This window comes from Streptomyces sp. Y2F8-2 (assembly GCF_014905555.1).
GTDB lineage: Bacteria > Actinomycetota > Actinomycetes > Streptomycetales > Streptomycetaceae > Streptomyces > Streptomyces cynarae.
Window position 1 is genome coordinate 19171 of sequence record NZ_BNGS01000015.1, and the last position, 24585, is coordinate 43755.

At 69.8% G+C, this 24585-nt stretch carries 26 protein-coding genes and 1 pseudogene; 13 read left to right on the plus strand and 14 right to left on the minus strand.

The genetic code is table 11. From position 1 onward, the window contains the following. Positions 1-582: 582 nt before the first annotated feature. Together SY2F82_RS36170 and SY2F82_RS36175 are read left to right on the plus strand one after the other, a co-directional pair. Positions 583-1005, plus strand: a complete 423-nt coding sequence (locus SY2F82_RS36170; RefSeq protein WP_200423448.1) for a heme-binding protein — start codon at positions 583-585, stop codon at positions 1003-1005. A 64-nt stretch (positions 1006-1069) separates the two neighbouring features. Further along, a complete protein-coding gene (locus SY2F82_RS36175) occupies positions 1070-1864 on the plus strand; it encodes an SDR family NAD(P)-dependent oxidoreductase (protein WP_200423449.1) in 795 nt (264 codons plus the stop codon). A gap of 11 nt (positions 1865-1875) precedes the next feature. Here SY2F82_RS36175 and SY2F82_RS36180 read toward each other — a convergent pair whose 3' ends face one another. Then, a complete protein-coding gene (locus SY2F82_RS36180; RefSeq protein WP_200423345.1) occupies positions 1876-2106 on the minus strand; it encodes a hypothetical protein in 231 nt (76 codons plus the stop codon). Between the two features lie 98 nt (positions 2107-2204). Between SY2F82_RS36180 and SY2F82_RS36185 the strand changes: the two genes are divergently transcribed. Next, entirely contained in the window at positions 2205-4421 is a 2217-nt protein-coding gene (locus SY2F82_RS36185; protein WP_200423346.1) for a transglycosylase domain-containing protein, read from the plus strand. 29 nt (positions 4422-4450) lie between these two features. On the opposite strand, the gene SY2F82_RS36190 is transcribed toward SY2F82_RS36185, so the two are convergent. The 4 genes from SY2F82_RS36190 to SY2F82_RS36205 all read right to left on the minus strand — a co-directional run bounded on the left by SY2F82_RS36190 (position 4451) and on the right by SY2F82_RS36205 (position 8086). After that, a complete protein-coding gene (locus tag SY2F82_RS36190) occupies positions 4451-4801 on the minus strand; it encodes a hypothetical protein (protein ID WP_200423347.1) in 351 nt (116 codons plus the stop codon). 37 nt (positions 4802-4838) lie between these two features. Further along, on the minus strand, positions 4839-5141 hold the full coding sequence (locus SY2F82_RS36195) for a hypothetical protein (RefSeq protein WP_236042005.1): 303 nt from the start codon (positions 5139-5141) through the stop codon (positions 4839-4841). 261 nt (positions 5142-5402) lie between these two features. Beyond that, complete coding sequence (locus SY2F82_RS36200) at positions 5403-6734, minus strand: MFS transporter (RefSeq protein WP_200423348.1); 1332 nt, start codon at positions 6732-6734, stop codon at positions 5403-5405. A 704-nt stretch (positions 6735-7438) separates the two neighbouring features. Further along, positions 7439-8086 carry a class I SAM-dependent methyltransferase gene (locus SY2F82_RS36205; protein WP_200423349.1) on the minus strand — a complete coding sequence of 216 codons (648 nt, stop codon included), beginning with the start codon at positions 8084-8086 and terminating at the stop codon, positions 7439-7441. A gap of 217 nt (positions 8087-8303) precedes the next feature. Here SY2F82_RS36205 and SY2F82_RS36210 point away from each other — a divergent pair, with 217 nt between their 5' ends. Beyond that, positions 8304-8480 (plus strand): hypothetical protein, encoded by a 177-nt coding sequence (locus SY2F82_RS36210; protein WP_200423350.1) that lies wholly within the window; start codon positions 8304-8306, stop codon positions 8478-8480. A gap of 266 nt (positions 8481-8746) precedes the next feature. Here the strand turns inward: SY2F82_RS36210 and SY2F82_RS36215 are convergent, their stop codons facing one another. From SY2F82_RS36215 to SY2F82_RS36230, 4 genes are all read right to left on the minus strand, one after another. Then, positions 8747-10360, minus strand: a complete 1614-nt coding sequence (locus tag SY2F82_RS36215) for a DEAD/DEAH box helicase (protein WP_200423351.1) — start codon at positions 10358-10360, stop codon at positions 8747-8749. Positions 10361-10448: 88 nt separating this feature from the next. Further along, a complete protein-coding gene (locus SY2F82_RS36220; protein ID WP_028423304.1) occupies positions 10449-10652 on the minus strand; it encodes a cold-shock protein in 204 nt (67 codons plus the stop codon). Between the two features lie 269 nt (positions 10653-10921). Beyond that, a complete protein-coding gene (locus SY2F82_RS36225; protein ID WP_200423352.1) occupies positions 10922-11833 on the minus strand; it encodes an NAD-dependent protein deacetylase in 912 nt (303 codons plus the stop codon). A 241-nt stretch (positions 11834-12074) separates the two neighbouring features. Further along, positions 12075-14147, minus strand: coding sequence for a SpoIIE family protein phosphatase (locus tag SY2F82_RS36230; protein ID WP_200423353.1), 2073 nt, complete (start codon positions 14145-14147; stop codon positions 12075-12077). Between the two features lie 251 nt (positions 14148-14398). Between SY2F82_RS36230 and SY2F82_RS36235 the strand changes: the two are divergent. The 3 genes and pseudogenes from SY2F82_RS36235 to SY2F82_RS36245 all read left to right on the plus strand — a co-directional run. Further along, positions 14399-14772 (plus strand): annotated as a pseudogene (locus SY2F82_RS36235) (PP2C family protein-serine/threonine phosphatase); the annotation flags it as partial. Positions 14773-14917: 145 nt separating this feature from the next. After that, positions 14918-15355, plus strand: coding sequence for an ASCH domain-containing protein (locus tag SY2F82_RS36240; RefSeq protein ID WP_200423354.1), 438 nt, complete (start codon positions 14918-14920; stop codon positions 15353-15355). Positions 15356-15393: 38 nt separating this feature from the next. Then, entirely contained in the window at positions 15394-16134 is a 741-nt protein-coding gene (locus SY2F82_RS36245; RefSeq protein ID WP_200423355.1) for a VOC family protein, read from the plus strand. Positions 16135-16268: 134 nt separating this feature from the next. On the opposite strand, the gene infA is transcribed toward SY2F82_RS36245, so the two are convergent. Together infA and SY2F82_RS36255 are read right to left on the minus strand one after the other, a co-directional pair. After that, positions 16269-16493 (minus strand): translation initiation factor IF-1, encoded by a 225-nt coding sequence (infA, locus tag SY2F82_RS36250; protein ID WP_200423356.1) that lies wholly within the window; start codon positions 16491-16493, stop codon positions 16269-16271. Between the two features lie 68 nt (positions 16494-16561). After that, the gene (locus tag SY2F82_RS36255; protein WP_200423357.1) at positions 16562-17326 is read right to left on the minus strand and encodes a GNAT family N-acetyltransferase; all 765 of its coding nucleotides are present in this window, start codon (positions 17324-17326) and stop codon (positions 16562-16564) included. 401 nt (positions 17327-17727) lie between these two features. On the opposite strand from SY2F82_RS36255, the gene SY2F82_RS36260 reads away from it, so the two are divergent. Then, a complete protein-coding gene (locus SY2F82_RS36260; RefSeq protein ID WP_200423358.1) occupies positions 17728-17979 on the plus strand; it encodes a hypothetical protein in 252 nt (83 codons plus the stop codon). Between the two features lie 68 nt (positions 17980-18047). Here the strand turns inward: SY2F82_RS36260 and SY2F82_RS36265 are convergent, their stop codons facing one another. Next, the gene (locus SY2F82_RS36265) at positions 18048-18476 is read right to left on the minus strand and encodes an ATP-binding protein (RefSeq protein WP_200423359.1); all 429 of its coding nucleotides are present in this window, start codon (positions 18474-18476) and stop codon (positions 18048-18050) included. Between the two features lie 247 nt (positions 18477-18723). Between SY2F82_RS36265 and SY2F82_RS36270 the strand changes: the two genes are divergently transcribed. The 3 genes from SY2F82_RS36270 to SY2F82_RS36280 all read left to right on the plus strand — a co-directional run bounded on the left by SY2F82_RS36270 (position 18724) and on the right by SY2F82_RS36280 (position 20900). Further along, a complete protein-coding gene (locus SY2F82_RS36270) occupies positions 18724-19143 on the plus strand; it encodes a YciI family protein (RefSeq protein WP_200423360.1) in 420 nt (139 codons plus the stop codon). Further along, positions 19140-20285 (plus strand): RNA polymerase sigma factor, encoded by a 1146-nt coding sequence (locus SY2F82_RS36275; protein ID WP_200423361.1) that lies wholly within the window; start codon positions 19140-19142, stop codon positions 20283-20285. The genes SY2F82_RS36270 and SY2F82_RS36275 overlap by 4 nt, the downstream gene beginning before the upstream one ends. Positions 20286-20546: 261 nt before the next feature. Continuing rightward, the gene (locus tag SY2F82_RS36280) at positions 20547-20900 is read left to right on the plus strand and encodes a hypothetical protein (RefSeq protein ID WP_200423362.1); all 354 of its coding nucleotides are present in this window, start codon (positions 20547-20549) and stop codon (positions 20898-20900) included. Between the two features lie 56 nt (positions 20901-20956). Here SY2F82_RS36280 and SY2F82_RS36285 read toward each other — a convergent pair whose 3' ends face one another. Continuing rightward, complete coding sequence (locus tag SY2F82_RS36285) at positions 20957-21697, minus strand: SDR family NAD(P)-dependent oxidoreductase (protein ID WP_200423450.1); 741 nt, start codon at positions 21695-21697, stop codon at positions 20957-20959. A gap of 306 nt (positions 21698-22003) precedes the next feature. Between SY2F82_RS36285 and SY2F82_RS36290 the strand changes: the two genes are divergently transcribed. Continuing rightward, positions 22004-22855 carry a methyltransferase domain-containing protein gene (locus tag SY2F82_RS36290; RefSeq protein WP_200423363.1) on the plus strand — a complete coding sequence of 284 codons (852 nt, stop codon included), beginning with the start codon at positions 22004-22006 and terminating at the stop codon, positions 22853-22855. Between the two features lie 265 nt (positions 22856-23120). After that, complete coding sequence (locus SY2F82_RS36295; protein ID WP_200423364.1) at positions 23121-24080, plus strand: Gfo/Idh/MocA family protein; 960 nt, start codon at positions 23121-23123, stop codon at positions 24078-24080. Between the two features lie 252 nt (positions 24081-24332). On the opposite strand, the gene SY2F82_RS36300 is transcribed toward SY2F82_RS36295, so the two are convergent. Next, the gene (locus tag SY2F82_RS36300) at positions 24333-24536 is read right to left on the minus strand and encodes a cold-shock protein (protein WP_200423365.1); all 204 of its coding nucleotides are present in this window, start codon (positions 24534-24536) and stop codon (positions 24333-24335) included. Positions 24537-24585: the final 49 nt, after the last annotated feature.

The following is a 24585-nucleotide window of genomic DNA, read 5'->3' on the forward strand; positions in this document are numbered from 1 at the left end:
GCTCTCGGGCATCCAGGTCCGCCCGAACCGTGCTCCGCTCGCTGAAGTGGGGTGCCTGCTCGACGCGGGTCCGGTCCGCGTCGTGATCGACAGTATGTTTCCGCCTGCGGATGCCCGAGAAGGCCACCCGCGGCAACCCCAAGAGTCCGCCGCTCGCCGACCCGTCGTTCTGGCCCTGCGCGCGAGTACGCCGATCGGGACGGTGGCCCTTGCGGTCCGGCTCGGGTGAGCACCGCGGCAGGTCTCTTGTTCGTCCGGAACGGGTGCGTCGGCGCTGTTTCCGCCGCGCCGGAGCAGGCAACCGGCACCTCGCGGACGATCGCCGCGAATTCCCGCAGTAGTCATCGGCCGACGTCCGGGTGCGCCTCGGCTGCCGGGCGAGTGGCGGCAACGAGTGATTGCGTTAGCTCGTAAGCAGCGTTTGAAATAACCAGCGCATGCAATTAATGTGGGGTGCGGAAGCCGGCCGGTCCGCACCGCTGCCGAATGCGGCGTGGGCATGGCCACCTGTCGCGATCGGTCCGACGCCCCTGTGGGCAGTCGGGCCCGTCAAACAACATCTGGAGACCGTTCCTCATGACCATCCCTGCCACCGCCGTCACTCCGCTCACGGTCGGCGACGCCGAGTTCCTGATCGACACGGTGCGCTCGGCCGCCGAGGCCGCCGGTGTTCCCGTCGCCGTCACCGTCCTCGACGCAGGCGGCCACATGCTCGCCTTCCGACGGGACGACCGGGCCGTTCTGATCGCAGGTGAGACCAGCACGCGGAAGGCGTACACCGCTCTGCAGCTGAACGCCCCCACGGCCGACCTGGTCGACGCCGTCCAGCCCGGCGGCCTCTTCCACACCCTGCCGACCGCCCTGGACCGTCCGTTGCTGTTCATCGCCGGCGGAGTGCCCGTCCACCGTGACGGCCGGCTGATCGGTGCTCTCGGTGTCGGCGGCGGAGCTCCGGAACAGGACCACTCCTTCGCTGATGCGGCCGTCCAGGCGCTGCAGGCCTGAACTGCTCACGTCGAGGTGCCGGTACGGGTACCTGTACGGGACCACACATGAAAGGGCTGGGATGATGCAGATCGATCTGAAAGGCCGCACGGCCCTGGTCACCGGCTCCACGCAGGGCATCGGCGCGGCGATCGCCGCCGGTCTGGCTCGCGCCGGGGCCCGGGTGGGCGTCAACGGCCGTACCCCGCAGCGCGTGGACGACAGCGTCGCCCGACTGGCACAGGAGGTGCCCGGGGCGGAGCTGGTCCCGGTCGCGGCGGACGTGACGAGCGAGGAGGGTGCTCGCCAGGCCGCGGAAGTCCTGCCGCAGGTGGACATCCTCGTCAACAACCTGGGCATCTTCGGCGCCGAGGATCCTCTGAAGATCACTGACGAACAGTGGCGGCGCTACTTCGAGGTGAACGTACTGGCCGCCGTACGCCTGACTCGCCTGTACCTCCCGGGCATGACCGAGCGGGGATGGGGGCGCATCCAGTACATCGCCAGCGACTCGGCGGTCGTCATCCCCGCGGAGATGATCCATTACGGCATGTCGAAGACCGCGCTGCTCGCGGTGGCCCGGGGCTTCGCCAAACAGGCCGCCGGCATGGGCGTCACGGTGAACTCCGTGATCGCCGGCCCCACCCACACCGGAGGCGTCGAGGACTTCGTCTACGAACTCGTCGACCGTGACCTGCCTTGGGAGGAAGCCCAGCGTGTCTTCATGCGCGAGCACCGGCCCCAGTCGCTGCTGCAGCGCCTGATCGAGCCGGAGGAGATCGCCCACATGGTGGTCTACCTCAGCTCCGACCAGGCCTCGGCCACCACGGGTGGCGCACTTCGGGTGGACGGCGGATACGTCGACTCCATCCTGCCGTGAGCGAACCGGGGTCAATGCGCCTCCACCCGGAGCGTGGCAGAGGTGGCGGAGGAGGGGCTGAGCAGTTGCTGTTCGGGCGAGAGCGGTGTGGGGTCCAGCATGACCTGCCCCTCGTGGACGGGGTTGGGCTGGGTGGCGTTGAACCTGACGCGAAAGGTGAACGAGCTGCTCGTGCGCGGACCGAGAGACAGTGCGGTCTGTTGGGGCCGCGAGAGGAAGTCCATGCCGGTTCCCTCTGTCACGTACCGGACGCTGTCCCATGTTCCGGTCGCGGGACGCCATTCCTGCACAGGGCGGGCTGCGGGATTGCGTCACAGAATTGCGTCGTACGCTGCCCCGCATGGGTTACATGCGTTCGGGTGGGGCCCGGTCCACGCGGCGGCGGTCATCAGCCACATCGTCGGGAGCCACGGCCATACAGGCGTTGAAGTTTCTCGGCATCAGCGCCCTGTCCGGAATCGTGCTGGCCGGTATCGCACTGCCGGCCACCGGCGCGATCGGCCTGTCCGCGAAGGGCGCCGCAACCGGTTTCGACGACTTGCCGGGCGACCTCAAGCGTCCGCCTCTGAGCCAGGCTTCACACATCCTGGACGCCAACGGCGACCTCATCGCGACCGTCTACTCCCGAGACCGCACCGTGGTCCCGCTCAGCGAGATCAGCCCGGTCATGCAGAAGGCCGTCGTCGCCATCGAGGACGCCCGCTTCTGGCAGCACGGCCCCATCGATCCCAAAGGCGTGATCCGTGCGGTCGTCAGGGACACGCAGGCGGGCAGCGCTCAGCAGGGTGCCTCCACGCTGACCCAGCAGTACGTCAAGAACGTCTTCGTCGAAGAGGCGGGTGACGACCCGAACGCCGTGGCCCAGGCCACCTCGCCGACCCTCGGACGCAAGGTCCAGGAACTCAAGTACGCGATCAAGGTCGAGAAGGAACTCGGTAAGAAAAAGATCCTGCAGAACTACCTCAACATCGTGCCCTTCGGGGAGCAGTCCTTCGGCATCGAGGCGGCCTCCGAGCGCTACTTCAGCACGCACGCCAAGGACCTCACGCTGCCGCAGGCCGCTCTCCTGGCCGGCGTCGTCAACGGCACCACGCTGTACGACCCCATCCAGCACCCACAGGCCGCCCGCACCCGTCGCGACATAGTTCTGCAGCGCATGGCCGACGTCCACGACATCACCCAGGCGCAGGCCGACGCCGCCGAGCGGCAGCCGCTCGGACTGAAGCCCACCGCACCCAGGAACGGCTGCATCACCGCCGTCCGTGGCGCCGCCTTCTTCTGCGACTACGTCCGCGAGGTCTTCCTCGACAGCCCCGTCTTCGGCAAGACCGCAGAAGACCGAGCCCAGCGCTGGAACACCGGCGGCCTGACCATCAAGACCACCCTGGACCCCAAGGCCCAGGACGCCGTGCAGGCCGCCATCACCCAGCACGTCTACAAGACCGACCCCGTGGCCACCGCCGTCACCCTCGTCCAGCCCGGCACCGGCAAGATCCTCGCGATGGGCCAGTCGCGTCCGTACGGCTTCGGCACGGACGAGACGCAGATCAACCTCAGCGTCGACCACGACAGGGGCGGCGGAACCGGCTTCCAGTCGGGCTCGACGTTCAAACCGATCACCGCTGCCGCGGCGATCGACGGCGGTACCGACCCCAACACCGTGCTGCCGGCTCCGTATTCGATGGACTATCCGAGTCCGGTGAACACCTGCGGCGAACCCTGGGTACGCAATCCCACCGACCCACCGCTCTCGAACGAGGACAGGTCGGAAGTCGGTCCGATGAACATGAACAAGGCGATGGCCCTCTCGGTCAACACCTACTTCGTCCAGCTCATCGGCAACATCGGTATCTGCCCAGTGGTCCAGATGGAGCAGAAGCTCGGCGTGCACCAGGCGAACGGCGCCCCGCTCCAACAGGTCCCCTCCATCACGCTGGGCACACAGCAAGTGAGCCCGCTGACCATGGCCTCCGCCTACGCCGCCTTCGCCGACAACGGCGTCTACTGCACGCCGACGGCCATCGAATCGGTCACCGACGCGAGCGGCAAGTCGCTGCCGGTACCGCAGACCTCATGCAGCCAGGCGATGTCCCCGAAGACCGCCGCGACCATCAACACGCTCCTCAAGGGCGTGGTCGAGGACGGTACCGGCCAGCAGGCAGGCCTGAAGGACCGCGACAGCGCGGGCAAGACCGGTACGACCGACAACCGTTGGGCGGCGTGGTTCGTCGGCTACACCTCGGACCTGGCCGGCGCGGTCTGGGTCGGCGGCCCGTCCCACAACGTCCCCATGACGAACATCACCATCGGCGGCGTTTTCCACAAGGAGGTCTTCGGCGCCGACACCCCTGGTCCCATCTGGCGCGACGCCATGACCGGCGCCCTCGCCGGCACGGTCTCGCCCCCGCTGCCCACCGTCCAACTCGCTGCCGACAAGCCGCAGACCCCCGAGCCGGGCGCCTCCACCACCCCCGACAACAGTGGCAACACACCCCAGCCCCGTGCGACCCCCCGCCCACCCCGGCTTCACGGCCCGAACGGAGGGAAGCACAGGTAGCGGTCCGGTGGCCCGGTGCGACCGGTGTTCTACTGTCCTGCCTCGGTCTCGAAGTGCAGGGAGATCGACTGCAGAACGTCCGCAGCAGAGACGTCGGCGCGCCCGCTGTCGTGGATCTCGGCGAGCTGGACGAAGGCGAGTGCGAACGCTGATGCGATCTGCACGATGGCCGGCCCCAGCTGCTCGCTCACGGCGGTCGCCACCTCGTGGGCGGTCGCATCGGCGCGCAACTCGATGCGCGGCAGCATCTCCTCGAGCAACGCGGAGACGGTTTCGCTCTGTGTGACGTCACCGTCGCGGTTCTCGCGGGCTTGCCGTCGCATCTCCAGGGCCTCGGTCAGGATGCCGACGACCCGCTGCATGATTTCTCGCTGCTCCATGCGGGCACGGTACGCCGGACAGTCGTCAGAAGTGTGCTTACCCGGGCCGTGGATGTTCGTCCTGAGCCGATGAGACGGCGCGTGACGCTTCAGCGACGAAGTCGTCGCTGAAGCGCGAGGACAGGTCGCCGCCGCGGTCGCTCCACGCACGGTATTTCTCGACGAGCCAGGCGAGCAGGCCGGCGGGCGAGTCGGCCAGGCCCTGGCTCAGGGTGAGGGGACGGGTGCTCTGCTGGTGCCGGTAGCCGCCCACGTGCGTCTGCCAGGCCGCCGTGGATTCGAGGTGGGCCTGCTCCTGTGGGGTGAGGCCGGCAGGGTCGTAGACGGCCGGGGCGGCCACGGCCAGCAGGTGGATTCCGAAACCAGCGATCTGGTGAGCACCCGGGACAGACCGGACACCGTCAATGCCGCCACCACCACCGCCACCGCGAACTGGTGAACGGGCCAACGCTGCCGCCCCAGAAACCAGCATGCCGGGCTCTGCGGCTGGGAACAGAGGCGCCCGGCAATCGACCGATTCGGACCTTCGCCACCGGGGGGAGCCGGGGACCACAGCAGGCGCCGGCGGCCGTTCTCGCTGATCAGGCCGTGGCAGTCCAACTCAATGACGACCAGGGCGGGATGGACGAGACACGGCAGTCGGCGGCGCGTCGTGCGAGGCCGGAAGCTCCCGTCCCAGGCGTGCGAGCGGGGACGAAGCCATCACCACCGGGGACAGCATCATGCCTGCGGCCGTCACCAGGAGGCTGGTGCGCAGCCCCCACTCCTCGGCGAGAAATCCGCCGACCAGAGAACCGAGCGGGGTCGACCCCATGCCGACGAACGTGATCGTCGCGGCCACCCGGCCCTGCATCCCGTCCGGAGTGACGGCCTGCCGGACGGCCATGACCGTGACATTCACCAACTGGCCGCCGCCCCCGAACACGAAGCCGACCGCAAGAAGCACGGGAATCGTCACCGCAGAGGAGCCGTGCAGCGCGGGCACACACAGGAACACGCCGTCGCCGAGTGCCGCCGCACACACGAGCACCGGGCCATGGCCGAGCCGGCCCGGCAGGCGGGCGGCCAGCAGCGACCCCAGGAGCGCGCCCGGTCCCACCGCCGTGAGCGCCAGCCCGACGACGGTGCCCGGCAGATGCAGTTCCCGCGGCAGGAAGAGCAGATAGACGGTCATCATGGCCGCGAAGCAGAACTGGAATGCGGCCGAGGCCAGGCACACGGTGCGAAGCACGGTATCTCCGGCGACGAAACGCAGACCCTCACGAATCCGCTGCCAGACCCGACGGGGGTGTTCCGGGCGCTCCGGGATCGATTCTGCTCGGCGGATCCGCCGGATCGTCAGGAACGACAGCGAGAAGAACAGCGCGCTGGAGGCGGCGGCAATCGGCGCCGACAGCAAGGACACCAACGCACCGCCGAGAGCGGGACCCCCGATCTGCGCCGCGGACCGGCTGCCCTCGAGCGCGCTGTTGCCGCGCACCAGTTGGCCGCGTTCCACCAGGCGTACGAGAGACGCCTGGTATGCCACGTCGAAGAACACGGACAGGGACCCGACGGCGAAGGCGAGCGCAAGCAGGCCGGGCAGGCCGAGCCACCCGAAGAGGCCGGCCAGGGCGGCAGCGCCCAGGGCCAAGGCCCGACCGACGTCCGTGAGCACCATCGTCGTGCGGGTCCGCCACCTGTCCACCCAGGCGCCGACGAAGAGCGAGAGCAACAGGATCGGCGCTTGCCCCACCGCGCGAAGGACGCCCAGCCGGTCGGCACTGGCGTGGAGCGTCAGGACGGCGAAGAGCGGCAGAACCACCAGACTCGCGTGTTCACCGAGTTGGGAAGCTGTCTGACCCACCCAGAGTCTACGGAAGTCGACGTCCCGCCACAGGCTCGACGGACCAGGCCGACCGGAGTCGGATACAGCGGAGGAAGCGGACGGCACGGGGATCCCTTGTATTGCCGACAACGAGGCCCGCCACCGAGCACATGAAAGGTGCGTCGGCGGTTCAGGCAGGGAAAGGCTCGCTGTGCCGCAACATCAAGGGCAGCACGCGATGACAGGCCGGTCACGGCCTACGACGTCAACGCGCGCTCGGGAAACCGACCATGCCTCAGCTCCTCCTGGGTCACTCGCCGTGCCCAACCCTAGCCGCGGGGCGGCGCGACGCGAAAGGCGGCCTCACTCGCCTCTCGCGCGAACCAAGCAGGCCGGACCCGTAGTTCGGCGAAGGCGCCGCGAACCAGTGGGCAAACCAACACCGGGTCCATGGGGCGATCCAGGCGGTGGCAACCCCTGGGTTGAGACGGCCCTGGCCGGCGGGTGAACCCACACCAGTCGGCAGGGCGTACGCGCCGCCGATCTGGTAGTCCCATCGCACGTGCTTCGGCGGTGGCACCACCGTGCCCGCATTCGCCGACGCCGTTGTGGACGCCCGCCCAGAAGAACACCGTGGAGCTCGTGGCCGACCGTGCGCCGTGGGCCTGGACTTCGCCGTGGTGGTAGGCGCGTCCCACCGTTCGCCGGGTTCGGCCTCAGCAGGTCTGGCGGAGGTTTGGTTGGCGCCTATCCCACGAATACGGGAGGTGTGTCGTCCGCAGGTTCGCACGCCGCCTGGAGCCTGAAGGCTCCCCGTCCACAGCCCCTGGCTAGGCTTTGCGGGCGAGCAGTTGAACCTCCCGGAACTGCCGTCGGTCGGTGGGCTGAGGCTCGCGAACCATCCGGGCCACCTCGACCAACCCGGCCTCGCGCAGCAGCGCGGCGAGGTGATCAGGCCACCACCGATGGGCCGGCGCGACTGCGTGATCGAAGACCTGTGTCGGGTGAGACGGATCTTCGCTTGCCGAAAAGCCGACCAGAAGGTGGCCTCCAGGTGCCAGCACGCGGCGGAACTCGGCCAGTATGACGGGGAGTTCTTGCGGCGGAGTATGGATGATGGACCACCGTGAGAGTACGCCGCCGAGCACGCCGTCAGCGATGTTCAATGCGGCCATCGAGCCCACGTCGAACCGCAGGCCCGGATAGGCCTGTCGAGCCAACTCGATCATCGCGGGAGAGACGTCGACGCCGAACGCCGCCAGTCCCAGCTCTCCCAGATACGCAGTGATATCTCCGGGTCCGCACCCCAGGTCCGCGACCTGACCGTCTCCACCCGCACTGACGACCTCCGCGAAGACGCTCAAGATCGCACGGTCCAGGGGCCTGTCACGCAGCGCGCCACGGAACTGCTGCGCATACGTGGAGGCAGCAGCGTCGTAGGCCTCGCGGGTGGCACTGAGGGCATCATGTTCGACCATGCTCGCGACAGTAGTTCCTGGCGCCGCGGCGAGCCGAGAGAATCACGATCTCCCCTCCCGCCTGTTCGCCGTGCGCTCTCGCCAGTGGGCTCGTCATGCAGCCCAAGGCGGCGCCATCCCCAGTTCAAGGGGGCGTCCGTGCCGCGCTCGCCGTCCCGGGTGGTCTGTCAGCGCCCCCTGGTCTCCTGCTGGTGCAGCCGAGCGGGAAACCGTCACCATGACCGACGACGCCCGTCTATGGCTGAACACCCTGGATGACCGGGACCGGCTGCCCAGTGCGGTTCGAGCGGTGGCCGCCGCCGTCCGCACCGGCGACGGCCTGGCCCGAGCCGCCCTGCCCGGTCGGGACGACGGCCGGTGGGTGATGCTGCACGGCTCGGCAGCGGGGGAGTAGTACGGGCCGCTGCCGCCAGGGCCGACGTGCCCGGCACCGCCGCCGACAGCAAGTCGGCCCGGCACACGCTGATTCGCGGTAGCCGACCCTGAGCGCGACCAGCTCCGTGGAACCGTCAGCGCGCATGCCGACCGGGACCAGGACGCAGGCCTTGGCCTCCTACGGGCGGATGTCGAGATGGACGCCGTCGGCTCACATGGAGTCAATCGCGCTGTCCGAGACGGTTCCCGCATCGCCCAGGCCCGCCACCGGGCTGCAAGCCCTCCTCACCGAGGATGCAGCCGGCCCTTGCGCGAAGCGGGCTGGCGGTCGGAGTTGCGGCCGCCCGCTCCCGCGGCACCGCCCGTGGCCGTACCGGGTTCCGCCCGGCGAGCAGAACCGCGCCCGCCGGTTGGGGAGGTGCCACCGGACGCCCTCCTCTCGGCCGTGACGCGGCGGTCGGAGTCCCGGCTCCCCGTCCTGGTTGCAGCGCCTGTCGTGCCTTGGCCTCCGCCGCCGTTGCGGGGCTGGCGGCGGCGCGATGGCCTGGCGGGCCTGGTGCCGGTCTTCCGGTCCGGACGGGACGCCGTCGGTGCCGCCGGCTGGGGCACCTCGATGGTGACGGGCACGCCGGAAGGCTGGCGGGCGCCGGTGATGGTGGCCAGTTCCGCGTCGCTCGACGTGATGCGGGCCGTCCGGGGGCGGATGCCCGCGTCCGACATCAGCCGGGTGACGTCCCGTTTCTGGGTGGGCAGGACCAGCGTGACCACGCTGCCGGAGCCGCCGGCGCGGGCCGTGCGGCCGCCCCGGTGGAGGTAGTCCTTGTGGTCGGTCGGGGGATCGACGTTCACGACGAGGTCCAGGTCGTCGATGTGTATGCCCCGGGCCGCGACGTTCGTCGCCACCAGCGCGGTGACCTGGCCGCTCTTGAACTGTTCCAGGGTGCGATTGCGCTGTGGCTGGGAGCGCCCCCCGTGCAGTGCCGCCGCGCGGACCCCGACGGCCAGGAGCCGCTTGGCGAGCCGGTCGGCGGACCTCTTGGTGTCGAGGAAGAGGATGACCCGGCCGTCACGGGCCGCGATGCGCGTGGTGACGGCCTTCTTGTCGGTCTCGTCCAGGACGTGGAGCACGTGGTGTTCCATCGTCGTGACCGCTCCCGCGGACGGGTCTACGGAGTGCACCACGGGGTCGGTCAGGAACCGCTGCACCAGGCGGTCGATGTTGCGGTCCAGGGTGGCCGAGAAGAGCATGCGCTGTCCGTCGGGCCGTACCTGCTGGATCAGCTTCGTGATCTGCGGCAGGAAGCCCATGTCGGTCATCTGGTCGGCTTCGTCCAGCACCGTGATGCGTACGTGGTCGAGCACGCAGTCCCCGCGTTCCACGAGGTCGCCCAGCCTGCCGGGGGTCGCCACGAGCACCTCGGCGCCGCGCCGGAGCGCACCGGCCTGCTTGGTGATGGACAGCCCGCCGACCACGGTGGCCAGACGCAGGTTCACCGCCGTCGCATAGGGGGTCAGGGCGTCCGTCACCTGCTGGGCGAGTTCACGGGTGGGCACCAGGACGAGGGCGAGGGGAGCCTTGGGCTCCGCGCGCAGTCCGGCCGTGCGGGCCAGGAGCGCCAGCCCGAACGCCAGGGTCTTGCCGGATCCGGTGCGCCCCCGTCCCAACAGGTCGCGGCCGGCCAGTGAGTTGGGCAGCGTGGCGGCCTGGATGGGGAAGGGGGTGGTCACCCCTTGTGCGGTGAGGGTCTTCAGCAACCCCGCGGGCATGTCCAGACCGGCGAAGTCCTCGACGGCGGGAAGTGCGGGTGTCGTGCTTTCCGGCAGCCGGAATTCCGTCGGCGACGCGGACGGCGGGGGTGACGAGGTACGCCGGTTCGGCTTCTGGGGCCTGCGGGGCATGCAGTTATCTGCCTTCCTGGAAAACAGCACAAACCGGGGTCCGCACCATCACGGTGCGGACCCCGGTGAGCGGATACGCGTCCGGCGATCAGGCGGGGACGATGTTCTCCGCCTGCGGGCCCTTCTGGCCCTGCGTGACGTCGAAGGAGACCCGCTGGCCCTCCTGGAGCTCACGGAAGCCCTGGGTCTGAATGTTCGAGTAGTGCGCGAAGACGTCGGGGCCGCCGCCGTCCTGCTGGATGAAGCCGAAACCCTTTTCGGCGTTGAACCACTTCACGGTTCCCTGTGCCATGACTTTCTCCTTCTGTAGGCAGAGGCCCCATCCGGAGATGCCGGAAACAAATCATGCGCCTGATGGAAGCAATCCCGTCAGGCGCACATAGGTTCATGGGTACCACAACTGCAACGCCAAGACTCTAGCACGACTCGGCGGCCCGTGGTGGATCATCGAGGCGCGCGCCCGGGTTCCTCAAAGCCCTCGATCAAGGCCCTCGATGATCGTGACGTTGGCCTGGCCGCCCCCTCTCTTCCGCTCGGGGTGGCGGTGACGCCCCACTACCGTCACGACTCCACCGAGGCCGTCGCCTGGTCGTCGATGGGAATGCGCAGCCGGCCGGCCACGGTGGTGAGGGCCGTTCCCAGCGGGAGCGCGACGCGGGTCAGGGCGTGCCGGTCGCCCCGGGTCGGATCCCGGTTGACGATGAGCACCGGCTTCCCGGCCTGGGCCGCCTGGCGGACGAACCGCAGCCCGGACATCACCGTGAGTGAGGAGCCGAGGACCAGCAGCGATGCGGCTTCACGGACCAGCTTGCGGCAGTGCTCGACCCTCTGCGGCGGAACGGCTTCGCCGAAGAACACCACGTCCGGTTTGAGGATGCCGCTGCAGATCGTGCAGGGCAGCACGCGGAAGTCCCCGACCTGTTCGTCGGTGAGGTCGGCGTCACCGTCCGGGTTGATTGCTGCGGCCACCGGCTCGAAACCCGGATTGGCCTCATGAAGCCTCCGGGCGAGTTCGCGGCGCGGGCTGAAGGCGCCGCAGGAAAGGCAGACGACCCGGTCCAGGCTCCCGTGGAGTTCCACGACGCCGTTACTGCCGGCGGCCTGGTGCAGGCCGTCGACGTTCTGGGTGATCACACCCGAGAGCAGGCCGTGCCGCCCGAAAGCGGCCACGGCCCGGTGCCCGGCGTTGGGGCGGGCGCGGCCGAATGTGCGCCAGCCGAGGTGGCTGCGCGCCCAATACCTGCGCCGGGCCTGGGCGCTGGCGGTGAAGTCCTGGTAGGTCATCGGGGTGTGCCGGCTCAGGCTCCCGCCCTTGCCCCGGTAGTCCGGGATGCCCGACTCCGTGGAGATGCCCGCCCCGCTGAGCACCAGCACACCGCCGGTGCTCAGTGCATCGGCGACCGGCTCGAGATTCGTGGTGCCCGGCGGCACATCCTCGTCGGGGGTCCAGCTCAGAGTGGGGCGCATGCGCATGTCACCAGGGTACGAAACAGGCCGCATTCAGGCTTCGCACTGATCAGCAGCAGGGCGCACCGTGCAAGGGTGGCCAACGGCCGCCCCCCCAGGCCCGCCGGATCCGGGCGTCTCGCAGGGCAAGGAGGCGCCGGCCGTCGGCTTGCTCGCCGACCGCCACGGCACGCGGGCCTACGACGGCGTGGAGGCGCTGGTCGCAGCGCAGGCGCGGGCAGCCGGGCAGTCGGCATGCTGTGGTCCCTCAGGTTTGCGCTCGGGCGACGAGCAGGGCGACGTCGTCCTCGCCGCCGGGTGGCCGGAGGATGTCCAGGAGGCGGTCGCAGACTTCTCCCAGATCCGAGCCGCGCACCTCCGTGAGGGCGCCCAGGAGGGTGTCCAAACGGGCGTCGATGGGTTCGCTTCGAGTTTCGACCAGGCCGTCGGTGTAGAGGGTGAGCTGATCGCCCGGGCGGAAGGCGATGGTGGTGGTCTCGAAGGGCACGCCTCCGACACCCAGCGGGACACCCGTGGGCAGATCGAGGAGCTCCGCCGGCCGGCCGGGACGGAGCAGGGCCGGGGGCAGGTGCCCGGCGAGACTGATGTGGCACTGGCCCTGGTCAGGGTCGTAGACGCAGTAGACGCAGGTGGTGATGGTCTGCTGGACGCTCTCGGTCAGGTGATCGAGGTGGCGGAGGGCTTCGGCGGGCGCGAGGTCGAGTTCGGCGAAGGCGCGGGTGGCGCTGCGGAGCTGGCCCATGGTGGCGGCGGCGTTGATGCCGCTGCCCATGACATCGCCGACGATCAGGGCGGTCTTGCCCGCGTGCAGGGGTATTGCGTCGTACCAGTCGCCGCCGACCTCGCTCGTGGCGCCGGCGGGCTGGTAGCGGCAGGCGATCCGGAGGCCGGGCAGGTGTGACGGGGGCTCGGGGAGCAGGCTGCGCTGAAGGGTGAGGGCCGCGTGACGCTGGGCCTGGTACCCGCGGGCGTTGTCGATGCACACCGCCGCGCGGGAGGCCACCTCGCAGGCGAGGAAGACGTCGTCATCATCGAAGGGCGCGGGGTTGTGCGTGCGCTTGAGGGCGATGGCGCCGAGGAGTTCCCCCCGGGCCACGAGAGGTACGGCGAGGTAGGAGTGCACACCGGCCGCCGCGAGGAGGGCGGCGGCCTCGCTGTCGCGGGCGATGCGCCGCAGATCACCGGGGGTGGTGTGGGGCACCAGGACGGGCTTGCGGGTGCGCACGCACTGGGTGATGAGGCGGTCGCTGCCGTAGGTGGCGAGTCCCCCGGGCGGGCCGACCGCGCGGACCGCGTCTGTCGGGTGGGCCGCACCGACTGCGAGGACGCGGAAGCGCGTCGGACCCGCGTCCGGCACGGTCCGTTCGTAGAGCAGGCCGTGGAGTACGTCGACGGTCGCCATGTCGGCCAGATCCGGTACGACGGCCTCGGCCAGCTCATGCGCTGTCGTCTCCAGATCGAGGGTGGTGCCCACGGAGGCGGAGACCTTGGCGATCAGGGCGAGGCGTTGGCGTGCCTGTGCCGCATCGATGGCGGCTCGGTGGCGCTCGGTGATGTCGATCACGAAATAGGCCATGCCCAGCACCCGCCCGGCGGCGTCCTCCAGCCGGTAGTAGGAGACGGACCAGGCATGCTCATGATCGGGGTCGCCCGGGGGACGACAGACGATGTGCCGGTCCACGACTGGTTCCCCCGTCTCCAGGACACGGCGGAAACGTGCCTCGACATTCCCCCTGTCCAGGAAGGTCAGCACCTCGCCGGCCGGCCGCCCCACCCGCTCGGCGGCAGGCAGGCCGGTGATGCGTTCCAGAGCCGGGTTCACGGTCACGTACCGCAGCTCCGTATCCAGGATGGCCAGCCCGATCGGGGACTGGGACACCAGGCGCGCGGTCAGGGCGACGTCCCGCTCGACCCGCCGCACCATTGCCTGGTCCGCGGCCAGGCCCAGGGCATACGTCTCACCGCGGTCGTTCAGCAGCCGCATGTTGCGGAACTCCACCAGGCGGGTGCTTCCGTCCTTGTGCCGGATCGGGAACGCCCCGGCCCAGTCGGTGCCCGATTCCATGACCTCGGCGAAAAGCTTGATCACCTCGTCCCAGTGCTCTTCGTGGACCATCAGCCGCGCGGCGAACCGGCCCAACGCCTCCGCCGCGGTGTAGCCGAACAGTTCCTCGGCCTGAGGGCTCCAGAACACCACCTGCCCGTTCGCATCCAGCACCACGGCAGCGACGCTCAGGAGGTCGAGAAGGCCACTCGGTGGGGCGGCAGGGCTGGCCGCCGGCTGGTCTCGGCCTGCTCTGGAGGAATCCGCTCTGCCCATGCGCCGACCTCCTGCCTCACTCGGTACCCCGGATCGCGCCGAAGCGTGGCCGCTGCCTCCCTTCATAGTCGCCCCGGGGCGAGGCGGCACATCCTGGATCGGCCGGCGGGCCGGGACCGGAGGGAATGCGGCGATGCGTGACAGCTCGGCTCGGGGGTGTCCCTCCCCTTCCCGCGACGCAGAGACGCCGTCCGACTGCCCGCACTGGTGTCCGCGGGCGGCGGTGGCTTCCCTGCACCGACGAGAAGGTCAATTGCGGTCACCCCCCACCGCTGCTGATCCGTGGCGAACGGTGATCGCCGGAGCGTTGGACAGCCCCCCGCAGCCGCCGATCGGCCTGGCCGGCACACTCGCCCCGGTAGCCCGGCAGGTCCACGAGACGGCACTGGAACCAGGCGACTGCATCCTGCTCTACACCGGCGGTGTCGTTGAGGCTCGTGACGCGGACGGCGTCGAGTTCGGCCTCGACCGGTTCACCGACTTCATCATTCGCTCCTCCGCCGCCGGCCAGCGCCCGGCCGAGGTGCTGCGGCTGCTCATCCACGCCATCCTCGATTACCAGCGCAACCAACTCCGGGACGACGTGACCATCCTGCTCTTCGAGTGGCACCCGCAGTTCCGGTGACGCGGTACTGCGCCGAGCCTCGCTGCGCCGGCCCTCACCGTGTGACGTTCAGGCCAGTTGGCCTTGCGCCGTGCTGCCCATGGGTGTCGGGGCCGGCGGAGCGACGACCATTGATCAACGCGTCCCGGCTTCGTACCCTTTCCCGGTGGGACATGACGACCTTCCGACTCTTGAACTCGCCTTTCCCGGCCCGGAACGTGACCGTGGTGTCGCAGCGATCCTGAGCGGTCAGAAGACCGCGCTCACGGGTCTCCTGGAGATCTACGAGCACGCCGGAGAGGCGGTGCCGCAGGCCGGCCAGTGGTTCTCGGTGCTCGATTCCGAGGGTCTTCCGGCCGTCACGATCGAGCTCGTCGACGTGCGGGTCGTTCCCATGAAGGAGATCGACGACGAGTTCGCGCGGGCCGAGGGTCGTGGTTACTCGGACGTGGCACAGTGGCGGGCAGCCCACGAAGAGTTCTTCCGGAGCGATGGCGTGAGCGAGTTCTTGGGTCGTGTCCCCGTCATCGACGATGACACTCTCGTCGTTGCTGAACGCTTTCGGGTGGTCGAGCCCGACGACCCGCGGAGATCCCGCCACTGACCACCGGTCACAGGGCTGATCATCCATAGGATCGCGGCATGGCACTGCGACCTGTTCAGGTGAACATAAAGGCTCTTGATCACGCGGCAGTCGGCCGGTTCTGGGCGGAGGCGCTCGGCTGGAGTGCTTACAGCCCCGGCGTGACGACCTACGTCGGACCCGGCGGCGGCCTCGTTTGGCCGGACCCGGTCGCCGTCTGCGTCGACGTCGTTCCCGTCCCGGAACCCAAGACGACGACAAAGAACCGTGTGCACCTCGATCTCGCCACCACATCTGCGGCCCATCAAGCGGAGTTGGTCGCGCGGCTGAAGGCTCTCGGCGCGACACCCGTCCACGTGGGCCAGGGCAACGTGCCGTGGACGGTCCTCGCCGACCCCGAGGGCAACGAGTTCTGCGTGCTGGAGCCTCGGGAGATCTACCGGGACACCGGTCCGATCGCCGCGGTGGTGGTCGACTGCACGGATCCGCGGGCCATGGCGCGGTTCTGGGGTGAGGCGATGGACTGGACCCTGCACGAGGTGGCCGACGATCATGCGGTGTTGCGCTCCGCCAAGGGTGTCGGCCCGTATCTGGAGTTCCTCCGCACGCCCGGCGTGAAGACCGTGCCGGACCGCGTCCACCTTGACCTGCTGCCGTACCCCGGTGACGACAAAGCAGCGGAGGTGGCCCGGCTGCGGGCCCTCGGCGCCACCGACCTCGACCTGGGCCAGGGCGACGTCCCGTGGACGTGCCTGGCCGACCCGGAGGGCCACGAGTTCTGCGTCCTCGCCCTGCCCTGACACGGAGCGTTCCCCGGCGGAGACGGCCGCGTCGAAGTCGAGATCGCGGCGGCCGACCAGGGCGGGTATCGAAACGGCGGCAACGGCAGCCGAAGTGCGCGCCCGGGGTGTCCCGGGCGCGCACTTTCCCCTGCTCAGGTCCGGTACCGGTAGATGATCCGGCCGCGGGTCAGGTCATACGGGCTGAGCTCCACGACCACGCGGTCGAACGGGAGGATCTTGATGTAGTTCTTCCGGATCTTCCCGCTGATGTGCGCGAGCACGTGGTGCCCGTTCTGCAGCTCCACCTTGAAGGTGGCGTTGCGCAGGCATTCGAGGACGGTGCCCTCGACTTCCAAGCCCTTCGCTGTTCTTGCCAATGTGTCTCGCTTCTCGATTCGGTGAGTTGCGTGGGGTCGGCCGGGGGGTTTCGGTGTGTGAGCAGGCGTCAGCGGCGCACCAGTTCCAGGTAGCTGCTCGATCGCCGCGCGCCGGCCCCCTCGACCAGCGCAATCGCCGCGGCGTTGGATTCGTCCACCTCGGCCCAGGCGGAGTCGATCCCGTTCCGGTGCAGCGCGCCCAACGCGTGGGCCAGCAGTGCCCGCCCGATGCCGCGTCGGCGCTGATCGGCCCGAATCGCGATCAACCCGATCCGCGCCCGGCTGCGCACCGGCACGACCCGGACGAGACCGACGTACTCACCGTCACGGACCGCCGTCGCGTACTTCGACGGGTCCACCAGTGTGGATCCGGCCGGGCCGGGCAGCACCTCGGCCGGCATGGTGCGCCAGCCGACGGTGGCTTCGACTTCTTCGCGAATCGTGCGGTCCAACGTGCGCAGTAGGCTCTCGTCCGCCTCGCCGGCGGGCAGGATCGTCACACCCGCCGGGAGGTGCAGCTCGCCGAGCCCGGTTTCGCGCGAGCCGGTGGGCAGGACGTACTCCCACTCACGGCGTCCGACAGTGAAGCCGAGCCGCTCCCAGCTCGACTTCAGGTCGTGATCGGCCTCGCCGACCAAGGTGTAGAGCGGCTCGGGCAAGTCCGCCAGCATCGCGGTGGCGAGCTGGTCGAAGACCGCGTCCTGCCACACGTCGATGCTGATGAAGAGCCGCCCGTCGGGCCGGTGCGAGACATCGCCCTGGCCGACGATCCGGTCGTCGGACACGGCCTCCCACTGCGCCTCCGCGACCCGTGTGATCGTCACAGTGTTCATAGGTGTTCGCCTTTCAGGAGTGCCTTGGTGGAGAGGCGCTCCCGACGACACCTAGATCAGTCGCACACCGTGACGGAAAGGGGGAGCACCCACCTCGATACAACGTTCACGGGTCTCACCTCCTCCGGCAGAGTCACGGTCAACTGCAAGCTACCAGCCGGATCATCAGCCCGCCCAACCCTTTTCCCGGCCATGCGATCAGAACTCCAGACAGGCCCGGGCTCAGAGCAAACAGGGCCGACCAGCGTCGGACACCGGCGAACCTCTCGCCGTCTCTGCCCAACTATCGCTGGAGGTCGCAGGCGTGAGCACCGTGTCCGCCCCGGAGCGGCGTGTTCCTGAGCCGACCGGGTATCACTTTCGGGCGGTGGGGGACCCTCCTGCCGCTGGGAGGGGGCGTCATGGCCGGCAAACGCCGCATCCTGGACAGGACACGCCTCATCGGCCTGCTGATCACGGCGCCGGCGATCGCGATCGAAATCCCCCTTGCCGCGGTGGCGTTCCGCGACCACGTGCTCTGGGCGTACGGCCTCTTCGAGCTCCTGCTCTGCGTACTGGTCCTCGGCATCGCCATGTTGGTCATGGGCGATCACTTCGAGGAGTCCGGGGGCGACACCAAGGGCGATGACGGGGTCGGCCCCGGAGGTCTCTAGCGGCGGCTCTTCCGGTGTCCCTGCTGCCGTTGGCCGACGCCACGGTGCACGGAAGGCTCCCGCGCCGGTCAGGAGTCGTCCGACTCCCGGGCGGCAACCGGCGGGCGGAAGCAGGCATGGACGATCTTGCCATCGGGGCATGGTCGTGCCTGCCACTCGTCGGCGAGGGCGTCCACCAGCAGCATGCCCCGCCCGCCGAGTTGCTCGGTGCTCGGTGGACGCGGGGTGGGCAGGTCCGGGGAGTTGTCGTGCACGGCGACATGGAGACAGCGCGTGTCCCAGGTCAGCATCAGCTGCGCGGAGCTGTGCGCGTGCAGGTGCGCGTTGGTCACCAGTTCCGAGACGGTCAGGAGTACGGCCTCCACCGTCTGCGGCGCGCTGTCCGTCCAGCCCAGCGACTCCAGATGCGCGCGCGCCCAGTCCCGGGCAGTCTTCACCTCGCTGTTCAACGGCAGGGAGCGTGCCCACCCCACTGCCTTCACCGACGAACCGCTCACGGTGTCCTCCCTGTGGTCAGCGTGCCGGACCCGAGTACCCGTTCGGCGCGCCTCGACGCAGGCCGGCCATGCCTCGACGCCACGTCACCGCGAATCCGTGAAGCCTCAGCGAGGTGACTCCAGCCGGACCGTCACTCCGCGTAATCGTCGAAAAAATCCGGACGGCGATGTCGAGAACCGGTTCCTGGCTCCGTCCCCGCAGTGAAAGCGACCACAATGGGGCGCACCAGCACCGAGGAGACACACGATGGCCAAGTACTTGCTGCTCAAGCACTACCGCGGCGCTCCGACTCCGGTCAACGACGTGCCCATGGACCAGTGGGCCCCGGAGGAGATCTCGGCGCACGTGCAGTACATGCAGGACTTCGCGGCCCGGCTCGAGAAGACCGGCGAGTTCGTCGACGGTCAGGCGCTCGCCCCCGAGGGGACGTGGGTCCGATACGACGGCGAAGGGCGGCCCCCGGTCACCGACGGCCCGTTCGCCGAGACCAAGGACCTCATCGCCGGCTGGATGGTGATCGACGTCGACAGCTACGAGCGTGCCGTCGAACTGGCCGGGGAACTGTCGGCCGCCCCCGGAGCGGGCGGGAAGCCGATCCACGAGTGGCTCGAACTGCGCCCGTTCCTGGCCGCACCGCCCACCATCACGGAGTGTCCTCATCGATGAACGAGGCCCTGCTCCGGAGCCTCACGCCGAGCGTGCTCGCCATCCTCGTCCGCCGCGGAGCCGACTTCGCGGCGGCCGAGGACGCCGTGCAGGACGCGCTGGTCGAGGCGGTCCGCGTCTGGCCGGCCGACCCACCGCGGGACCCCAAGGGCTGGCTGGTCACCGTGGCCTGGCGCCGGTTCCTCGACGCGACCCGGGCGGACGCCGCCCGCCGCCGGCGTGAGGACCTCGTCGAAGAGGAGCCGACGCCCGGCCCCGCACCCGCGGTGGACGACACGCTCCAGCTCTACTTCCTGTGCGCCCACCCGTCGCTGACGCCGTCGTCCGCGGTCGCGCTCACGCTGCGCGCCGTCGGCGGGCTCACCACCCGCCAGATCGCCCAGGCCTACCTGGTGCCCGAGGCGACCATGGCCCAGCGCATCAGCCGTGCCAAACGCACCGTCTCCGGCGTGCGGTTCGACCAGCCCGGCGACGTCGCCACCGTGCTGCGCGTCCTCTACCTGGTCTTCAACGAGGGGTACTCCGGCGACGTCGACCTCGCCGCCGAAGCCATCCGGCTCACCCGGCAGCTGGCGGCCGCCATCGACCACCCCGAGGTGGCGGGGCTGCTCGCCCTCATGCTGCTCCACCACGCCCGGCGCGCCACCCGGACCGCGCCCGACGGCAGCCTGGTACCGCTCGCCGAGCAGGACCGCGGTCGGTGGGACACCGAGTCGATCGCCGAGGGCGTCGGGATCCTGCAGGCGGCCCTCGCCCGCGACCGGCTGGGCGAATTCCAGGCCCAAGCCGCCATCGCGGCACTCCATGCCGATGCGCCCACCGCAGAGGAGACCGACTGGGTCCAGATCGTCGAGTGGTACGACGAGCTCGTGCGCCTGACCGGCAGCCCGGTCGTCCGGCTCAACCGCGCAGTCGCCGTCGGCGAGGCGGACGGACCCCGCGCCGGGCTGGCGGCGCTCGCCGCGCTGGACGACTCACTGCCCCGCCACGCCGCGGTGGCGGCGTACCTCCACGAGCGGGCCGGCGACCTGGCGACAGCGGCACGGCTGTACGCCGAGGCGGCCCGACAGGCACCCAACCTCGCCGAGCGCGACTACCTGACGCGCCAGGCCGCGCGGCTCAACGCGCGCCGGTGCCCCTGACGGGTCGCGCTCGGTGTTTCCCACAGCGCGCGGCCCCATGGCATGGCGAAGGCACCACTGTTCACCAAGGTCAGGGGCTGTATCCATGTGTTCCGGCCCGGCGGCGGCGCCCACGGGTCCGCCCCGGTCGCATGCTCGCCGAACGTGCTTACTCCTCCGCGATCTCCGCGCGTACCCGCGCGGGCTCCAGATCCCGCACGCCGTCCCGGAAAAGGGTGGTCGGGCTGGGCACCGCCCGCGCCGAGGTGGCAGGATCAAGGGGTGTCCGTCATCAGTAGGCTGCAGCTCAGGCCCGGTCAGAGTGTCGTAGTACTGGGCAAGCCCAACGACGTCCACTTGGAGATCGACGCCACGAGCGACGCGGCTTCGGCCGATGCGGTGCTCGCCTTCGTGACCACCTCCGGCGACCTCCTCGGGGCGAACGCGCAGGCGGCGCTGGCCGCGGCGCAGCGCGATGCCCTCGCCTGGGTGGCCTACCCCAAGGGTGGGAAGCTCGGAACGGATCTGAACCGCGACACCCTGGCCGCAGCGCTTTCCGAGCGGGGCGTGCGCCCCGTGCGGCAGATTGCCATCGACGACACCTGGTCGGCGCTCCGGTTCCGACCCGGCGACTGATCTTCGGCAGCACTGCACACTTGATGTGCGGAAGCGCGGGCAGGCGAACTCGCGCATCAGGCGGTGAAGCCGCCGTCGACATGGATCGAGGCTCCGGTGATGTACCTGCCGTCCGCGCTTGCCAGATGGGCGACGGTGGCCGCGATCTCGGCCGCTTCCGCATAGCGGCCCACAGCGGTGAAGCCGGCGATCGTCTCGGCGTTCGGCCCGTCGGCGGGGTTGGCGTCCGTATCGGTGGGGCCCGGGTGCACCAGATTGACGGTGACTCCACGTGGGCCGAGTTCCCGGGCCAGGCCCTTGGTCATTCCGACGAGAGCCGTCTTGCTCATCGAGTACAGCGCCAGTCCGGGGAAGACCGCACGTTCGGCGACATTGCTGCCGATACTGATGATGCGGCCGCCCTGGCCCATATGACGCACTGCCGCCTGGGCCGCGGCGAACGGCGCCCGGACGTTGACCGCCAGGGTGCGCTCGATCTCTGCCGGGCCCAAGTCCTCGAGTGGGCCGACGAGGAAGACGCCGGCGTTGTTGACCAGGATGTCGAGTCTGCCGAACACCGCGGCGGCCTCGTCGACCGCTGCGGTGAGTGCCTCAGGTACCGCACTGTCGGCCTGGATGGCCAGTGCCCGGCGCCCGGTGGCCTTGATCTGCTCCACCACCTCGGTGGCGCGTTCCGCGCTCTTCTCATAGGTCAGGACGACATCGGCGCCTTCTTCGGCCAGTCGTAAGGCCACAGCGGCACCGATGCCCCGGCTTCCGCCCGTGATCAAGGCCACGTTTCCCTCAAGTCGGTTCATGGCCACGAGCATTGCGGGCCCCACCGTCGGGCGCTGGCGGAAAACCGACCTGGCGTTCCGCCTGCGGAAAGCATGCTCGTAGACTGACGGCATGGCATTCATGAGCACCCCCCACTGCTGCTTCCTGTGACCGGAAGGCGTTGAGGGCGATGCCGGAGGGCGTCGCCCTCCTTGGTGTGCCTGCTGCATGCACCACGTTCCCGGTGCCGGCCGTTGCTTCCTGAGGCAGCGACTTTCTGAGGCAGCGACTTTCTGAGTGCGCATGCAGGCACGGCTTCCTTCCCTCACGCTTACCAGGAGTGCCCCGTGTCCGTGTTGCTTCCCCCTGCCCTCGAACTGTCTCTCGACATGCTGCGCTGCCCAACGTGCCGCACCCGCCGCCTGCACCCCGAACGCTGCGCACTGCGCTGCCCGGTGGGTCACACCTTCGATATCGCCCGCCACGGCTACGCCGGCCTGCTGACGGGCACCCGTGCCACCAGCGGCGACGACGCAGCCATGGCCCAGGCCCGGGACCGGTTCCTGTCCACCGGTACGTACGCGCCCATCCGCGAGGTCGCGGCCCGCCTGGCGTCCGATGCTGTGCCTGAGCAGGCCACGGTTCTGGATGTGGGGTGCGGCACGGGCTACTACCTGGCCGGCGTGCTCGACCAGTTGCCCGACGCCCGTGGTCTGGGTCTGGACACATCGGTGCGCGCGCTGCGCTCGGCAGCCCGTGCCCATGAACGAGCCTCCGCGGCGGCCTGGGACGCCTTCCGTCCCTTCCCGCTTGCCGACGGGGTCGCCGATGTGGTGTTGGACGTGTTCGCCCCGCGCAACCCGGCCGAGTTCCACCGAGTGCTCCGGCCGACTGGCCGGTTGATCGTGGTCCGTCCCACCGGACGGCACCTGGCCGAGCTGCGCGGCCGACTGCCTGCGATGGTCGCGATCGACCCGGCCAAGGAACAGCGCCTGCACCGGGCGCTGGATCCCTTCTTCGAGGCCACCGTCGCCGAACAACTTGAGTACCACGCGACCCTGACCGGGACGGATGCCGTGGACTTGGTGGCGATGACGCCGAGCGCACGCCACGTGAGCCGTGCGGACGTGAGCGACGACGGCCTGCTGCCCGAGCGGGTCACGGTCTCCGTGCTGGTCACCGCCTACCAGCCTCGGTGACCACGAGCGGGCGCACCCGCCTGCTGACCGACGAGCAGTGGGCACACCTGGCGCCCTGCCTTCCCCACGACACAGGAGAGGTGGGGCGTTCGTTCACCGACCACCGTCGGATCGACCTTGTGCCGATGTCGGATGCTGCCACCCACTGGTCGCTCTTCCCCCAGGGGAAGGCGCATTGTTGCCGGTAGGTGTGGCACGCTCGGCAATGACCGGACGCTCCAGGCGCCGGTTGTCACCTTGATCGTCAGAGTGGAGAGGCGACGGCATGCGCATCGGGCTGCTCGGTACCGGCCCCTGGGCTCAGGCAGCCCACGCACCCGCGTTGAGCGGGCATGACGGACTGGACTTCGTGGGCGTGTGGGGGCGCCGGGCGAGCGCGGCCAAGGAGCTCGCCGACCGCCACGGCACGCGGGCCTACGAAGACATGGACGCGCTGCTCGCCGACGTGGACGCGGTCGCCGTGGCCCTTCCTCCTGACGTGCAGGCCGAGGTGGCGGTGCGAGCCGCGCGGGCCGGGTGTCACCTGCTGCTCGACAAGCCCCTGGCCGCGACGGTGGCGCAGGGACAGGCAGTGGTCGACGCCGTGCGGGAGGCGGGCGTGGCCTCGGTGGTCTTCTTCACGACGCGCTTCCAGACCGAGACGGACGCCTGGATCGCAGAACAGACCGGACTCGGGGGCTGGTTCACCGCGCAGGCGCAGTGGCTGGGCGCGGTGTTCACCGGCGACAGCCCCTTCGCGGCATCGCCGTGGCGGCGGGAGAAGGGCGCCTTGTGGGACGTCGGCCCGCACGCACTGTCCGTGCTGCTGCCGGTGCTGGGCGACGTAAGGCGGGTGGCAGCCGCTGCGCACGGCCCCGCGGACACCGTCCACGTGGTCCTCGACCATGTCGGCGGCGCGTCCAGCACCATGACGCTGAGCCTCACGGCGCCGCCCGCGGCGGCAGGAGCGGCCGTCGAGCTGCGCGGAGAGGCCGGGGTGGCGTTGCTGCCGGAGAGTTCAGGCGGCGTGGTCCCGGTCCTCGGCCGGGCGGTGGACGCCCTGTGCGCCGCCGCTCGTTCCGGCCGGCCACATCCCTGCGATGCCGCGTTCGGTCTGCGGGTGACCGAGATACTTGCGGAAGCCGAGTACCTTCTGCGGCCGTCCGCGGGGGACGCTCCCGGGGACGAGCGCCAACCCCCGCATCGCCACACCCTCCCACGCTCTTCCGGCGTACCGGCCCGGTGACGTGTCGTAGGAGCGGTACCGCGGCAGGCGCAGCAGAACCCGAGAACGGTCGTCGCCGACGAAATCGGCGTCGGCGCCGCCCCGGACACCGTCGGCCCGCGGCTGCTGATCGTCCTGGAAGAGGTCAACGCCACCCTGGGGCAGCCGGCCTGCTCCTGGGACAAGAGCTGAAAAACACCGGAAGCAGCCCTGGCGGGGCAGGCCGAAGTGCGTACAGCTCACAGACGCTCTGGCGTAAGTCGGTGTTGTCGCTCAGGCCGGCGTGACGTTCTCGGCCTGCGGCCCCTTCTGCCCCTGAGTGACGTCGAAGCGGACTTTCTGGCCCTCATGCAGTTCCCGGTAGCCGCCGCCGGTGATGGCCGAGTAGTGGACGAACACGTCAGGGCCGCCGCCGTCCTGCTCGATGAAGCCGAAGCCCTTTTCCGCGTTGAACCACTTCACCGTGCCCGTGGCCATGTCGGTCTCCCTCGTCAATCGTCGGGCGGCGCAGCACCGTGCCACGCAG